Origin of the sequence: Micromonospora fiedleri (genome assembly GCF_016774385.1) — a bacterium.
GTDB lineage: Bacteria > Actinomycetota > Actinomycetes > Mycobacteriales > Micromonosporaceae > Micromonospora > Micromonospora gifhornensis.
The window spans coordinates 90,484-104,941 of sequence record NZ_JAETXL010000001.1 but is presented as its reverse complement, the minus strand read 5'-3'; the positions used below and the strand labels follow the sequence as shown (position 1 = coordinate 104,941).

Here is a 14,458-nt window from a genome sequence, read left to right as displayed (position 1 = left end):
GGCCCGCCAATCCGTGCCGGCCAGCGCGTTTCCTATAAACCATCCCCAGTGGAGTCCAGTGTGGTAGGCCCTGCACCCCAGGTCACGATCATTGTCCCGGTCTACAACGTCGAGGACTATCTGCCTGAGACGCTCGCGTCGATTGCGGCACAGACGGCGTTCGCCCAGTGCCATGTGATCCTGGTTGACGACGGAAGTAGCGACGGCTCCGACCTGATTGCCAAGCAGTTCGCTGCGGAACACCAGAACGTGACCGCAGTTCGGCAGGTCAACAGTGGTCCGGGGGCTGCCCGGAACCGCGCGCTCGACATGGCGGAGACGCCGTATGTCACGTTCGTCGACTCCGACGACATCCTGCCGCCGCGCGCCATTGAGGTGCTGCTCAAGGCGATCGTGACGCACAAGGCCAGCATCGCGATCGGTGACATGGACACCTTCCCGAAGCCCACCGCCTTCCTCTGGAAGAAGCCGTTCGGGAAGGGGGACCGGCTCCTGGAAAGCGTCGTCGACGCCCCTGAGTTGGTCTTCGATGCCGGCCCCTGCCACAAGATCTACGATCTGGCGCAGATCCGGGAGTACGGCTTCCGGTTCCGGGAGGGGGTCCATTTCGAGGACGCGTTCCTGGCCATTCCGATGTTGCTCAAGGCGGAGCGGATCGCCCTGGTCGATGAGGTGGTCTACCAGTATCGTCGCCGGGACATCGGCAACTCCATCATGGACAACCTGTTCGTCCGCGAGCAGAACTACTGGGACCACTTGGATCTCTGCGAAACCCTCGCGGAACTTCGTCCTGAGCTGGACGTGTTCCGTCGCGAAGTGCTTGAGCGGTTCCTCGTCCGTAGCTACCAGGGCTTCGCCATGCGAGCGCACACCCTGTTCAAGGACGCGGACTTGTGGCGGATCTTCGAGCGATGCAGCCGGATCTACCAGGACATCGACCCAGCCTTCATTGCCCGCTGGACCGCCGACACCCGGCACCGAGTGCCCTACCTGGCCTTCAAATCCTACGACTTCGACCTGTTCGCACGCCCCTGGGAACGGATTCAAAGTGTGGTGGCCTGCGGGGGTGAGCTGTTCCTCGACTATCCGATTGAGCCCGCGCTGCTTCCGCTGACCAGGGTCAGCGCGGTGGCCGTACGTCTTGAGCAGGTACGGCTGACCGGGGCTGGGGAGACGCTCAGGGTGTCCGGGCAGATTCAGATCAACGGTCTACCCATGCACCGCCCGATCCGTACCCCGCTCGGACTGCGGGTGCGGGGCAGTGGGCTGACCGTGCCGGCCACCCTGGAGCGCCGCGCCGACCTGAAGTCTGCCGACGACAGCCGCGAGTGGGCCGGCTTCGCGGCCGAGGTGCCGGTCTCCCAGCTTCGCAACGGAAACCACAGTCTACGGCTGGTCTTCATGACCGACACCGGGCAGGCTTCCCGCCAGGCGATGATCACGGCGGCCTACTTGCGGGACGCCCCGATGAAGCTGGCTGGCGACACCCGCATCCTGCCGGGCTTCACGAGGCCGGAGAACGCCACCCTGCAGGTCCTCAAGGGTGCAGGGGCCGCGGGTCAACGTCGGTGGCGGCGACTGCTGCTGCGTAAGGACCTGCGGCACGTTCTCTCGCGCCAGCCGTTCTGGAAGCAGCGCCTGCTGCGGATGCTCACCGAACCATTCATGCGGGGCCGCGACATATGGCTGATCGGCGAGCGCAAGGACACGGCCCAGGACAACTCCTGGCATCTGTTCCGCTACCTTCGCAACGCCGAGCGCAAACGGAACGCCTACTACCTGATCTCCAAGGACAGCCCGGACCGGGAGCGGCTTCGTGGGCTGGGCAACGTCGTGGCGTACGACTCGTTCCGGCACAAGTTCCTGATGCTGCACGCGACCAAGCTGATCAACTCATACGACATCGACTCGTACATGCTGCCGTCGCGATGGAATCGTGGGGCGTTCCTCAAGCATCTGAACTGGCGGATCGGCTCCGATCGTGTCTTTCTTCAGCACGGAGTCACGGACAAGGACGTTAGTGGCGGTCTGCACCGGGCCAAGACCGGCGTCGACCTCTTCGTTGCCGCAGCCGGCAAGGAGGCCGAGTACGTCGCGGAGCACTTCGACTACGGAGCTGCTGCCCAGCGGCTCGGCTTCCCGCGCTTCGACGCGCTGGTTCCGGAGCGGGGTGGCCGACGGATCCTGCTCATGCCCACCTGGCGTAGCTATCTGGTCAGCCCCTCCTACAACCCTTCGCTGCGCCCGCGATTTCCATTTGAGTCGTCCCGCTACGCGCAGTTCCTTCAGGAACTGTTCGCCAGCGAAGAGTTGAAGAAGAGCCTCCAGCATCACGGGTACACCCTTGAGTTCCTTCCGCACTACGAGATGCGGACGGTGTCGACGAACATGGTGCCGGCTGATGGCTGCTTCGCGGTGGTGGATCAGACGCAGCGCAGCGTGCAGGATGCACTTCGACAGTGTGATCTCTTCATCACCGACTACTCGTCCACCGCCTTCGACGTCGCGTACCTGGGCACCCCGTTGATCTACGCCCACTTCGACAGTGAGGAGTACTTCTCGATCGGGGGCTACCGCAGGGGGTACTTCGACCACCGCGAACACGGCTTCGGCCCGGTCTGCGAAACGGCGGCGGAAACGGTGCGGGCGATCGTCGGATACCTGGAAACCGGCTGTGCCCGCGAGGAGGAGTACACCCGCCGGGCGGCCGACTTCTTCGCCGTGCAGGATCAGCAGAACAGCCAACGAGTGGTCGCGGCGATCGCCGCACTGCCGGGACCGCAGCGGTGACTGGGTCACGGGTCGAGGTCTGCCCCGTGACGGAGGGACCCACCGAAGCGGAAGGAAGTAGATGATCGACGGAGAACCGACGCCGTCACAGGTACCGCGGGCCCTCGCAGAGCCGTCGGGGTTCGTGGACGTCTATCGGCGGGTGCTGAGCCCGCAGACCCGTCGCGCCATCGCGAAGAAGGTCAGCCCGCGCGCCCGTCATCAGCTCAAGCAGTGGGTCGCCCGGGCTGCGGGGGACAACCAGCTCGCCAGCCGGCGGGGCGAACGGTTGGCCCGACGGCAGCCGGAACTGCTGGCCGGGGGAGACCGTGCGGTGGTCGTCGCCGACCGGGCACCCCGGATCGCCCGAGTGGCAGCGACCATCACGCCCCTGCGGGCCCGTACCGAGAACCTGGCGGCGGTGACGGCGGCGCTCGACGACGCCGGGGTGGCTTACTTCCGCGTACGCGGAATGTCTGATCGGTCGTCGGTGGTCGCGGTCGACGCGGCGGACCGTGACCGGGTCCTCGCGGCCCTCGCGGCCGCCTGTGAGCAGGTACCGGGCTACGTCACCGTGCTCCGGGCCGGTGGCGAGCAGACGCCGCTGGCGGGATTCGAGTCGAAAACCTGGCGGCGCGTGTCGGACGCTGCGGTGCTGCGGCTGACCTGGTACTGGACGGACCCTCGGCAGCGTCTCGTGCTGGGCCAGACGTACGGGTGTGAGGTGGAGTTCTGGTCGCGTCAGGGGGAGAGCCTGGTCGCGCCGCGCCGGAATGCGGTGACCGCGGAGGTCGACGCGGACGAGTCGTCGGTGTTCGTGTCCGAATCGCTGTTCACGGCGCTGGTGCCGGCGACGGCCTCCCCGACCACCCCCACCAGGCCACCGTTTGCCGGACGGCGCCCCGACGACGTGACCTTTCCGATCGACGTGGTCTACACCTGGGTCGACGGGACCGACCCGGACTGGCTGCGGCGTCGGGCCGCGGTGACAGGAGTGCCCTACCACCACGAGGCGGCGAGCGCGGCTCGGTTCCTCAGCCGTGACGAACTGCGTTACTCGCTGCGTTCGCTGCACCTGTACGCGCCCTGGGTACGCAACGTCTATCTGGTGACCGACAACCAAGTGCCGGCCTGGTTGGATCCGTCGACACCCGGGATCCGGGTGGTCGATCACCGCGAGATCTTCGCCGACCCGTCGGCGCTACCCACCTACAACTCGCACGCCATTGAGAGCCAGCTGCACCACATCGACGGACTCTCCGAGCACTTTCTCTACTTCAACGACGACGTGTTCCTCGGCACCGAGGTGCTGCCCTCGGACTTCTTCCTGGCCAACGGCATCTCCCGGTTCTTCCCCTCACCCGCCCTGGTGCCGCCCGGCCCGGCGAACGCAGAGGACATCCCGGCATCGGCGGCGGGGAAGAACAATCGTGCCCTGATCGCCGAACGATTCGGGACCGTACTGACGCAGAAGATGAAGCACATGCCGCACGCGTTGCGGCGCAGCGTTCTGGCCGAGATCGAGGAGACCTTTTCCGCCGCGCACCGGCGGACCGCCGGAAGTCGCTTCCGGAGCATGACGGATATATCGATCGCCTCGTCGTTGCACCACTACTACGCGTTCCACACCGGGCGTGCCGTGCCGGGGAATCTGAACTACACGATCGCCGAGCTGTCCCGTCCGGACACCCCTGGCCGGCTCGCGCACCTGTTGGCCCGGCGGGACCGGCACGTCTTCTGCCTGAACGACGCGTTCTCGACGGAGGAGGATCTGGCCGACCAGCTCAAGGTCGTCATCCCCTTCCTGGACACCTACTTCCCGGTGGCCAGCCCCTGGGAGCGGGCCTGACAGACGACGATGGCCGGCCGCGCCCCCGACGGGCTGCGGCCGGCCATCCGACTGAACAGGGTCAGTAGTCGTAGTCCGAGTCGGAACTGTCGGACTTGGTCTTCGAGGGCGGCTCGACCGCCTTCGGGGTGCCCTTGGGCAGGCACTCCAGGTTCTTGCTGCCGTCGGGGTTGACCACGAACCAGGTGCCACCGACGCCCTGGCCCTTCCACTGGCCCGGCTTCTTGTCACCGATGTAGGTGTAGAGCGGCCAGCCGTCCAGGGTGATCTGGCGGGTGCCGTCGGGGCGGGTGATGGTGCCGACCGCGTCGTCGGAGACGCCCTTGAGCTTCGGGTTGCCGTCGGTCAGCGCCGGCGGCCACACCTCGGCGCACTGGTCCTCGCAGTTGGTGGCGGGCGGGTCGTTGCTGTCGCGGTCGAAGCGGTACAGCAGGAAGCCGTCCTGGTTGACGACCGCGCTGCCCATCCGGGGGAACTTCTTGCCGGTCAGGCTCTCGGTCAACTCGGCACCGTCGGGCAGTGGGGCGTCGGCTTCAGGCTCCGCTCCGGGCGACGCCGAGGCACCCGGTTCGGCGCTGGCCTCGGGGTCCGCGCTGCTCTCCGGGTCCGGGGTGGACGTGGAGTCGGCCGCGGCGACAGCGACCGGTTCCGCCACGCCGGGGTCTGCTCCGTTGTAGCCCGCGGGCGCGCAGGCCGTAAGTGCGACCATGGCGCTCGCGACAACGACGGTGCGCTTCATCTTTGCCACGTGCCCTCCTCATACTTGACAAGTCACCGGGAAGTACGGGAATCGGGGCTGTCAAGGTTGAAAGCAGAAGGGTGGCTCATTTCACACCCGGATGATTGAACCGGAATCGACAGCTGTCCGTGTGTGGGCGTACCTCAACCCGGCGCAGACGAGCAAGGGCCCGCCTCGACCGAGGCGGGCCCTTGCTGCGCTGTGGTGGTCAGTTGGCAGGCACCGTCACCAACGGCTTGCCCGCACCCTTGCCGTCGACCTCCTGCACCTCGAAGTGCTTCACCGCGTCCAACTTCGACGAGGTGGCGGCGGCCAGGCTCAGCTTCTGCGGATTGCTGTTGGTGCCGTAGCCGCCCTGCGGCACCGACCAGGTGGAGATGACCTCGGTGCTGGCATCCTCGCGCACCACCACCAGCCGGCACTCGCGGGGACCGGGCAGCCGACCCAGCGTGAAGGCGATGTTGGTGCCGAAGTCCTTCGAGGCGAGGAAGAACGTCGCCGTGACCCCGGTGGTCGGGTCGGTGACGTTTACCTGCCTACCCTCCTGCTCGGTACCGCCGACTCCCGGACCAACCGGGTCACCCGAGCCGGTGTTCGGCACCTGCACCGGCCCGCTGGTCGGCCCGGCGACCTGCGGCGCGGTGCCGCTGTCGGCCAGGTTGCTGAACACCACCCCGGTGATCCCGCCGAAGACCACCACCGCGGCGGCGGTCGCGAGGATCTGCCGGAACCGTGCCCGGCGGCGGTGCGTACGCATCGCCACCAACGTCCGGTCCAGCAGGACCGGATTCGTGTGGGTCTGCTCCAGCGCCGTCACCGACTCCGCGTCGATGTCGGAGAGCAGCCCGACCACCGGCACCATCGACTCCAACTCGGCGGCGCACGCCCAGCAGGTTGCGAGGTGTTCCTCGAACCGTTCCATGTCCTGTTCGTCCAGCACGCCGAGCGCGTACGCGGCGACGTCCATGTGGTCAACCCGGCTCATTCCGTCACCCCCCTTTCCTGCAAGGCTGTGCGCAGGGCGCGCAGCGCGTAGTAGACCCGTGACTTGGCGGTGCCCAGCGGCAGCCCAAGTTCCTCGGCCGCCTCTGGCACCGTACGTCCTCGGAAGTAGGTCGCGACCAGGATCTCCCGGTGCGACTGGCTCAACGTTCGTAGTGCATCGGCCACCGTCATCGAACGCAGCACCCGGTCGGTGTTGTCCGACTCGGCGAACGCGGTCAGATCCCGGTCGTACGTCTCGGCCGGCCGGGCCTGTTCACTGCGGTGCTCGTCGATGGCGATGCGCCGGGCCACCGTCACCAGCCAGGGGCGCAGCGACCCCTGCCCCTGCGTGCCCAGCCGGTGGGCGTTGCGCCAGGCACGCAGCAGCGTCTCCTGGACGATGTCCTCCGCCCGCTGCCGGTCACCGCCGGTCAGCCGCATCACGAACATCAGCAACGGACCGGCGTGTTCCGCGTACAGGGTGCGGATCAACTGGTCGGAGTGGGCGGCCTCGGTGGTCGTCGCCTGGTGGCGGCCAGGGGCGGGTCGCGGCGTCACCGGGCTATTCTGGCGAGACACCGCACGCGAGTCGACCCCGTTGGTGGTCGTGGTCGGCCGCGACTGGGACCGGGCCGACATCCAGTCCACCCGCACCCGCTCGCCGTGCCAACCGGCCGCCAGTGTGTGCATGCAGACCTCCGTTGTCCATGGACAGAAAGCCGTCCCCCCACGGGCATGGCTGCCGATGGATACGCACGGCCCTGCCGAACAGATCAACGTCGGACGGAAAAAATTCCCGACGGCGGCGGCGTGGAGTCGGTGGCCTGCTCGTCGTGGACCGCGGGAGCACCCCCGACGAAGTGGTCGAGGTCGGCTCCGGCGAGGACCCGGCCGGGGAACCAGTCACCGGCGGCCCGCCGGGTCAACTCCGCCACCGGTGGCTCCTGCCGGCCGGCGACCAGCACCAGGTTGCCGTAACGGCGACCGCGCAGCACCGCGGCGTCGGCGACCAGGCAGCCCCGAGGCAGCACGGTACGGACGGTGGCGACCTGCCCCCGGGCGTACCGCAGCGGCGGGCCGTCGGCGAGATTGGCCAGGTACCAGCCGCCCGGCCGCAGCACCCGGGCCACCTCGGCGGCGTACTGGACCGAGGTCAGTCGGGCCGGGGTGCGGGCACCGGCGAACACGTCGGCGACCACCACGTCGTAGCTGTCGTCGCGGGTGCTGGTCAGCGCCGCACGGGCATCGTCGACCCGCACCTTCAGGCGGGCATCGGCCCGCCACGGCAGGGCCCGCCGGACCAGGTCGACCAGGGCGGCGTCCACTTCGACCACCCGCTGGGCGGAGCCGGGCCGGGTGGCGGCGACGTAGCGGGGCAGCGTCAACGCCCCGCCGCCCAGGTGCAGCACCCGCAACGGGGCGCCGGCGGGCGCGATCAGGTCGAACGCGGCGGCCAACCGCCGGACGTACTCGAACTCCAGGTGGGTCGGGTCATTCAGGTCCACATGCGACTGTGGTGCGCCGTCCAGCATGAGCGTCCACGAGCCGGGGCGGTCCGGATCCGGGGTCAGCTCGGCGAGCCCGGTGTCGACCTGTTCGGTGACCCGCTCGGTGTCGCGGCGGCGGCCCATCAGCGGTTGGTCCGGGCGGCGGCGGTCAGCGCACGGTGCAGCAGCCGAGCATCACCCAACCGGGACCGCAGCAGCCGCTCCAGGCCGGCGATCGGCACCAGGTTCTGTGGGGCCCGGGGATCCTTGTACGGGCTGGAGGCGAACCGGGGCAACGTGACGAGTGACAGATCCGCCAGCCGTACCGCCTCGGTGATCTCCAGGTCGGCGGAGCACTCCATCCGGACGATGCCGGCCCACGGCGCCCCGGCGGACACCGGCAGCCGCAGATACCACGACCAGCCACCCCAGGCGGTGCCGAGCCGGAACACCGGCGACCGGTGACCCGGCGCCAGCCCGGTGACCACGGCGGTGAGCCGGGCGTCGAGATACTGGCTGTGCTGGGTCTTGATGTAGCCGAGGGTGCGCGGCAACTGCCGCCGGTTGCGCAACGGCCCGTCCACCACCAGCAGGTCGTCATCGGTACGCGCGGCGTCGGAGACCTCCACCTCCAGCGCGGTCAGCGGCCCCTGCACCGCGGCCGGCAACTTCGCCAACTCGCCGGTGCCGCTGACCCGGTGCACCGGGTAACGGACGCTGCCGGCCACCACGTCGCCCGCCGACGGGCTGGCCGTGAACAGTCCCCGGCCCACCTTGGCCCCGGCCAGGTGCGCCGCCCCGCGCTCCAGATCACACCGCACCACCCCGGCGGCGTACGAGGCGGCCAGGCCGGGGAAGGAGGTGCCATCCTCCTCGGCCGTCCAGACGCTGGCGTCGATCCGGCGTACCCCGTCGACAAGCAGCACCACGTCCGGGGCCCGCACCCCCGGGCGGGGGCCGATGGCCCGCCAGTCCACCGCGGGCAACTCGGCGTCGGCGTCGACCTGGGCGCTGCTCGGCGCGGCCGGCCCCGCCGCCGACGCCTCGAACGAGGCCCCGTAGGCCGGATCCCAACTGTCGACGAAGAACCGCGTCATGAAGGCCTCACCGGCCGGTGCGTTCGACGCGGGCCGAGCGGGCGTCCTTGCGTACCTCGAAGCGGACCGGGATCCGCTCGGCCAGCGCCGGCACGTGGGTGACCACCCCGACCATCCGGTCCCCCCGGGCGGCCAGGTTCTCCAGGGTGGCCGCGACGGTGTCGAGGGTGGCCGCGTCGAGAGTGCCGAAGCCCTCGTCCAGCACGATCGACTCCAGGCTGGCCGCCGTGGTGGAGAGCCCGGCCAACTGCTCGGACAACGCCAGCGCCAACGCCAGCGACGCCTGGAACGTCTCACCGCCCGACAACGTCCGCACCCCGCGACGCAGGCCGGCGTCGTGGTGGTCGACGACGAAGAACTCACCCTTGTCGTGGATCAGGTCGTACTGGCCGCCGGACAGCTCCCGCAGGATCCCCGACGCCCCGTCGACAAGCAGGTCCAGGGCCTCGGCCAGCAACCACCGCTCGAAGTTGTTGGCCCGCAGGTGCCCGGCCAACGCCCGGGCGACCTGGGCCTGCCGCTCGTGCTCGGCGCGCTGCTCACGCAGCTCGGCGGCCTGCTCACGGCGCTCGACCAGCCGGCGCAGCTCGGCCTCGGCCCGCTCCACCGCGACCGTGGCGGCGCGGACCGGATCGTCGGGGGCCGGCAACCCGGCGTCGGCGAAGATGCCGTCGATGCGGGCGGCCACCGCGCGGGTCGCCGCCTGCGCGTCGGCCACCGACGTCGCCAGGCCGTCGCGCTGCGACCGGCGCTGTCGTGCCTGCTCCTGCGCCCACTCGGCGAGGGTGGCCCAGGCGGCGGCCAGGTCGTCCCGGTCGGCGGCCGGCGGACCGAAGCGGGCCAACCCGTCGCGGGTGCCGTCGAAGTGCCGCCACGCCGTACGCAGCCGTTCCTGCGCGGCATCCACCGTGCCCCGTGCCCGGCGCGCGGCGTCCCGACCGGCCCGTACCGCCGTGGCCGCCTCGTCCAGCGCCGCCCGCAGCCGGGTGTGTTCGTCGAGTCGCTCACGCAGCGTCTGCGCACTTGCCGCGTCGGCGAGCAGTTCGTCCAGTGCGGAGAGTCGGGCCTGTATCCCGTCGTGTTCGGCGCGGGTACGCACCAGCACCCGGTCCAGGTCCCGCGCGGCCGCGTCGCGTTCGGCCACCAGCCGTTTCGCGGCCTCGCTGGCCGCCCGCGCCGACTTGCCGGCGGCCACCGCGCGGGCCACCGCCGACCCGACCGGCACCGCCGGCACCCGGGCCACCACCTGCTCGCACACCGGGCAGGCGTCCCCGTCGCTCAGGTGCGCCCGCAGCGCCGCCGCCTGGTCGGCGGTCTTCGCCTCCTCGTGGGCCTGGAACGCCGCCGCCAGCTCCGCCTCGGCCCGCTCGGCCGCCGCGGTCGCCTGCGCCAGCGCTGCCACGGCCGCGTCGTGTTCGGCACCGGCGGCCTGCACCGCCGCGCGCAGCGCCTCGGCCTGACCGGCCAACTGCTCCCGATCGGCGTAGGACCGCAGCTGCAGTCGCAGGGTGCTCTCGTCGCCGAGGGCGGTCAACTCGCCGCGCAGCTTCTCCTCGCGCTCCTCGGCCAGCGACACCGCGTCGACCGCGGCGTCGGCCGTCGCGCGGGCGGCGGCCACCGCCTGCGTCAGCTCGGCCGTGCCCTCCGGCGCCCGGACCGCGTCCAGCACGGACAACTCGGCATCGAGGGCGGCCAGCGCCTGCGTCACCTCACGCGCCGTCGCCCGCGCCGTCTCCAGCTCCGGTACGGCGGCAGTGACCGCGGTGGCCAGCTCGGTCATCCGCGCGACCTGCTCGGTGGCCCGTTCCAGGGTGGCGTCGTCGATGTCGGCGAGCCCGGCGAGCAACTGGTCGACGGCCTCCAGCTTCGCCTCGGCCTGCGCCGCCCGCCCGGTGGCCCGCTGCTGCACCTGCTCGTAGACGCCGAGGCCGAGCAGGTTGACCAGGATCTGCTGCCGGGTGGCCGGCCGGGCGTGCAGGAAGTCGGCGAACTGCCCCTGCGGCAGCACCACGCAACTGGTGAACTGCTCGTACGGCAGGCCGACCGCCGCCAGCACCGCCTCGTCCATCTCGCCCGGAGTGCCGGCGACCACCTCGCCGAGATCCTCCGGGCTGAGCCCGGTGTCCAGCTTGGTGACGTCGAAGCCGTCCGGCATCAACTGCAACCCGGCGTTGGCGGTCTTCACGTTGCCCCGGCCGTCCCGGCGCACCACCCGGGTCGCCACGTACCGGGCCCCGGCCGACTCGAAGACCAGCCGCACCCGGGCCTCCGTCGCCGACGGGGCCAGCGCGTTACCCAGCCCGCGCGTACCACCCCAGCGGGGCACCGTGCCGTAGAGGGCGAAGCAGATCGCGTCGAGCACCGTCGACTTGCCGGAACCGGTGGGCCCGACCAGGGCGAAGAAGTCCGCGTCGGTGAAGTCGATGGTGGTCTCGTCGCGGAACACGGTGAAACCGGCCAGGTCCAGTCGCATCGGCCGCATCAGTGCTCGACCTCCTCGAGCAGCTCGTCGAAGAGGTCTCGGACGCCGTCGTCGGCGTGCCCCCGACTGTCCAGGTAGTCGGCGAACAGTTGCCGGGGGGAACGCCCGGAACGCTGGGCGACCCGGGTGCCGCTGCCCGGCGCCGGCACCAGCTCCGGGTCGATGCGGATCTCCAGCGCGCGGGGGAACAGCTCCTGCACCTCCTCGCGCAGCCCGGCGCGGGGCTGCTCGCGCACGTACACCCGCAGCCAACCCTCCGGTGCGGTGATGCCGGCGAGCTGCGCCAGCGTGCCGCGTACGGTGTGCAGCGCCGTCGCCGCCGTCACCGGCACCTCCCGCACCTGCGCCGCGGTGGTCGCGCTGACCTCGACCAGGGTCACCGACGGGACGTTCTCCTGCTCGCCGAAGTCCACTGCGAGGGGCGCCCCGCTGTAGCGGACCGGGCACGGCCCCTGCACCCGCTGGGCGCGGTGCAGATGCCCCAGCGCGACGTAGTGCGCGGTGCCGGGGAAGACCGTGGCGGGCACCGCGTAACCCATCACCGTGTGCGCGTCGCGTTCACCGCCGCCGGTGGCCGCCCCGACCACGGTCAGGTGGGCGGTGACCAGGTGGACGCGGTCCGGCTCGGTGAAGCCCTCGGTCAGCCGGGCCAGGATGCGGCCCAGGTGGTCGGCGTAGGTCTGGGTGGTCTCCGCGGCGGTCAGCTCGTACATCTCCACCGCGCGGATCGCGTACCGCTGGGACAGGAACGGCAGGGCGGCCAGCCGCCAGCGTTCCCCGCCGGCGGTGGTGCCGTCGATGACGTGCTCGGCCGGATCCTCGCGGACCGCGCCGCGCAGGGTGATGCCGGCGGCCTCGGCCCACGGACGCAGCGCGTCCAGCGCCGGGCCGTTGTCGTGGTTGCCGCCGATGGCCACCACGTCCGCGCCGGTACGCCGCAGCGCGGTCAACGCCCGGGTGACCAGCCGGGTCGCCTCCGCCGTCGGCGCTGCGGTGTCGTAGAGGTCACCGGCGATGACGACCAGGTCCGGCCGCTCCTGCCGGGCGATGTCGATGACCCCGGCCAGCACGTTCTTGTGTTCCTCGGCCCGCGACTGCCCCTTGAGGACCTTGCCCACGTGCCAGTCGGAGGTGTGCAGGATCTTCATCACTGTCAGGCTCTCTCAGAAGGGGATGTCGTCGTCGACGGTGCCGCCGCCGGAGCCGACCACGGCGAACGGGTCGGCGGACTGGGTGATCGAGCGCAGTGTCTGCGACGGCGCGGCCCCGGCCTCGGAGACCCGGGTCGCCCAGGCCGGGAAGGGGAACTCCAGGCAGAGCGGGACGGGGATGTCCGGCTGGTTGACGAACATCGTGCCCGGCTTGGCCAACAACGCGCGTTGCCGCTGGGCCGGAGGGAGGAAACCGTACTCGGGGCGGGACGCCTCGGCCGGGTCGAGCCGGCCCACCACCCGGATCGCCGAGTTGGTGACGATGCGGCGTTCCACCTCGCTGGCGGTCTGCTGGGCGCCGACCAGGATCACTCCGAGCGAGCGGCCCCGCTCGGCGATGTCGAGCAGCACCTCCTTGATCGGGGAGGAGCCCTCCCGCGGGGCGTACTTGTTCAGCTCGTCGAGTACCACGAACAGCAGCGGCTTGGCGGTGCCGGCCTTCTCCTTGCGCTCGAACTCGCTCTTGAGCGTCACACCCACCACGAACCGCTGCGCGCGGTCGGGCAGGTTGTGCAGGTCGACCACGGTCACCTGGGCGCTCTCCGCAGTGTTGATCGAGTGCGGGCGGCGGGTGGCCAGGTCGCCCCGGATCAGCCGGGACAGGTCCTTCTTGCTGCCGATCAACCGCCGGGCGAAGGCGTTGACCGTGCCCAGGCCGACCGCGCTGCCGGCCCAGTCACCGCGGGTCTCGTCGTCGCTGAGCTGCTCGACGATGTGGTCGACCAGGTCGCCGTAGCTGCCCAGGCGCACCCCGTCGAGGCTCACCCCGCCGTCGGCCGGCTGGGCGTAGCGGGCCAGGTGGGCGGCGACCGAGTGGACCACCATCGTGTACTGCTGGCGTTCGTCGTCGGCGTCGGCGAAGACGTACGGCAGGAGCCGGTCGGCGCAGAACTCCGACAGCGTCCAGTAGAAGCTGTCGACCCCGGTGAGCCGGCTGCTCACGTCGGGTGTGCCGGAGGAGTCGCCGACTCTCGGCGGGGCGTACACCCGTACGTCACCGAAGGCGTCGGCGACCAGGCCGAGCCGGGCGTACGCGGCCCGGGTGGCGTCGTCGAGCCGATTGTTCGGGTGGTCGAGGAAGAGCAGGTCCTCGCCCTTCACGTTGAAGATCAGCGCCTTGGCGTTTACCGCATCACCGCCCAACTGCCCGGAGCGGAACACCGAGTAGAGCAGGAAGGTGGCGAAGCTGGTCTTGGTGGCCACCCCGGAGATGCCGGAGATCGACACGTGGGCGCCCCGGGTGCCGTCCAGGAAGTCGGCGTTGAGGTAGACCGGCACCCCGTCGCGGCCGGTGCCCATCGGGATGCGGCGCTCCATCCGGTCGAAGTGCAGCGCCCGCGCCCGGGCGTCGCCCTCGGCCCGGTGCACCACCGCGCCGGGCTGCGGCGGCACGTAGAACTCCGGGTCGACCCGGGTGGTGGTGATCTCGGCGGCCTCCTGCACCTGGGCGGGCAGGGTGCCGTCGGCGATGGCGAACACGTCGGAGTCGAACTGGGCGCCCTCGTGCCGCGCCCGGACCTGGGTGACCACCCCGGCGATGGTCACCGGCTCCCGGTCGGGCAGCTCCCGGCGGGTCACCACCACGTCGTCGAGCTGCAGATAGCTGCCGGGGGCGACGGCCGTCCAGAACTGCAGGGGAGTGGCGTCGGCGGTGCCGAGCACCCGGCCGACACCTTCACCCGCGCCCTCGCCCGTGACGTCGAACCCCGGGTCAGTCATCGGGTGGCTCCTCCTGGGTGGTCATCGCGTCCTGGGTGGTCATCGCGTCCTGGGCGGTCATCGCGGTCGGCACGCACGCCCTGCATCCTGCCGGAGGAGTACGACACACCGCCACGCGACG

General features: G+C 70.7%; 10 protein-coding genes. 2 read left to right on the top strand and 8 right to left on the bottom strand.

All coding sequences use genetic code 11. The features are described 5' to 3' along the window. Window positions 1-48 precede the first annotated feature (48 nt). Together JMF97_RS31900 and JMF97_RS00460 are read left to right on the top strand one after the other, a co-directional pair. The gene (locus JMF97_RS31900) at window positions 49-2,790 is read left to right on the top strand and encodes a bifunctional glycosyltransferase/CDP-glycerol:glycerophosphate glycerophosphotransferase (protein WP_203219728.1); all 2,742 of its coding nucleotides are present in this window, start codon (window positions 49-51) and stop codon (window positions 2,788-2,790) included. Window positions 2,791-2,851: 61 nt separating this feature from the next. Next, the gene (locus tag JMF97_RS00460; protein ID WP_203219727.1) at window positions 2,852-4,618 is read left to right on the top strand and encodes a stealth family protein; all 1,767 of its coding nucleotides are present in this window, start codon (window positions 2,852-2,854) and stop codon (window positions 4,616-4,618) included. 61 nt (window positions 4,619-4,679) lie between these two features. Here JMF97_RS00460 and JMF97_RS00455 read toward each other — a convergent pair whose 3' ends face one another. The 8 genes from JMF97_RS00455 to JMF97_RS00420 all read right to left on the bottom strand — a co-directional run bounded on the left by JMF97_RS00455 (window position 4,680) and on the right by JMF97_RS00420 (window position 14,337). Next, on the bottom strand, window positions 4,680-5,366 hold the full coding sequence (locus JMF97_RS00455; RefSeq protein ID WP_203219726.1) for a COG4315 family predicted lipoprotein: 687 nt from the start codon (window positions 5,364-5,366) through the stop codon (window positions 4,680-4,682). 199 nt (window positions 5,367-5,565) lie between these two features. After that, a complete protein-coding gene (locus JMF97_RS00450; protein WP_102658011.1) occupies window positions 5,566-6,342 on the bottom strand; it encodes an anti-sigma factor in 777 nt (258 codons plus the stop codon). Further along, on the bottom strand, window positions 6,339-7,031 hold the full coding sequence (locus JMF97_RS00445; RefSeq protein WP_013732358.1) for a sigma-70 family RNA polymerase sigma factor: 693 nt from the start codon (window positions 7,029-7,031) through the stop codon (window positions 6,339-6,341). Before JMF97_RS00445 ends, JMF97_RS00450 begins: the two co-directional genes overlap by 4 nt. A gap of 83 nt (window positions 7,032-7,114) precedes the next feature. Beyond that, window positions 7,115-7,972 (bottom strand): spermidine synthase, encoded by an 858-nt coding sequence (locus JMF97_RS00440; protein WP_203219725.1) that lies wholly within the window; start codon window positions 7,970-7,972, stop codon window positions 7,115-7,117. Further along, a complete protein-coding gene (locus JMF97_RS00435) occupies window positions 7,972-8,925 on the bottom strand; it encodes a hypothetical protein (protein ID WP_203219724.1) in 954 nt (317 codons plus the stop codon). Before JMF97_RS00435 ends, JMF97_RS00440 begins: the two co-directional genes overlap by 1 nt. A 7-nt stretch (window positions 8,926-8,932) precedes the next feature. Continuing rightward, entirely contained in the window at window positions 8,933-11,407 is a 2,475-nt protein-coding gene (locus JMF97_RS00430) for an AAA family ATPase (protein WP_203219723.1), read from the bottom strand. Then, window positions 11,407-12,555 (bottom strand): exonuclease SbcCD subunit D, encoded by a 1,149-nt coding sequence (locus JMF97_RS00425; RefSeq protein ID WP_203219722.1) that lies wholly within the window; start codon window positions 12,553-12,555, stop codon window positions 11,407-11,409. Before JMF97_RS00425 ends, JMF97_RS00430 begins: the two co-directional genes overlap by 1 nt. Before the next feature lie 15 nt (window positions 12,556-12,570). Continuing rightward, window positions 12,571-14,337: an ATP-binding protein gene (locus JMF97_RS00420; protein WP_203219721.1), complete on the bottom strand. Its 1,767-nt coding sequence runs from the start codon at window positions 14,335-14,337 to the stop codon at window positions 12,571-12,573. Window positions 14,338-14,458 lie beyond the last annotated feature (121 nt).

What these genes read in the sequence shown, in the direction of transcription:
- JMF97_RS00460 (WP_203219727.1), top strand. Translation starts at nt 2,852, where the DNA reads ATGATCGACGGAGAACCGACGCCGTCACAGGTACCGCGGGCCCTCGCA.
- JMF97_RS00450 (WP_102658011.1), bottom strand. Translation starts at nt 6,342, where the DNA reads ATGAGCCGGGTTGACCACATGGACGTCGCCGCGTACGCGCTCGGCGTG.
- JMF97_RS00445 (WP_013732358.1), bottom strand. Translation starts at nt 7,031, where the DNA reads ATGCACACACTGGCGGCCGGTTGGCACGGCGAGCGGGTGCGGGTGGAC.
- JMF97_RS00440 (WP_203219725.1), bottom strand. Translation starts at nt 7,972, where the DNA reads ATGGGCCGCCGCCGCGACACCGAGCGGGTCACCGAACAGGTCGACACC.
- JMF97_RS00435 (WP_203219724.1), bottom strand. Translation starts at nt 8,925, where the DNA reads ATGACGCGGTTCTTCGTCGACAGTTGGGATCCGGCCTACGGGGCCTCG.
- JMF97_RS00430 (WP_203219723.1), bottom strand. Translation starts at nt 11,407, where the DNA reads ATGCGGCCGATGCGACTGGACCTGGCCGGTTTCACCGTGTTCCGCGAC.
- JMF97_RS00425 (WP_203219722.1), bottom strand. Translation starts at nt 12,555, where the DNA reads ATGAAGATCCTGCACACCTCCGACTGGCACGTGGGCAAGGTCCTCAAG.
- JMF97_RS00420 (WP_203219721.1), bottom strand. Translation starts at nt 14,337, where the DNA reads ATGACTGACCCGGGGTTCGACGTCACGGGCGAGGGCGCGGGTGAAGGT.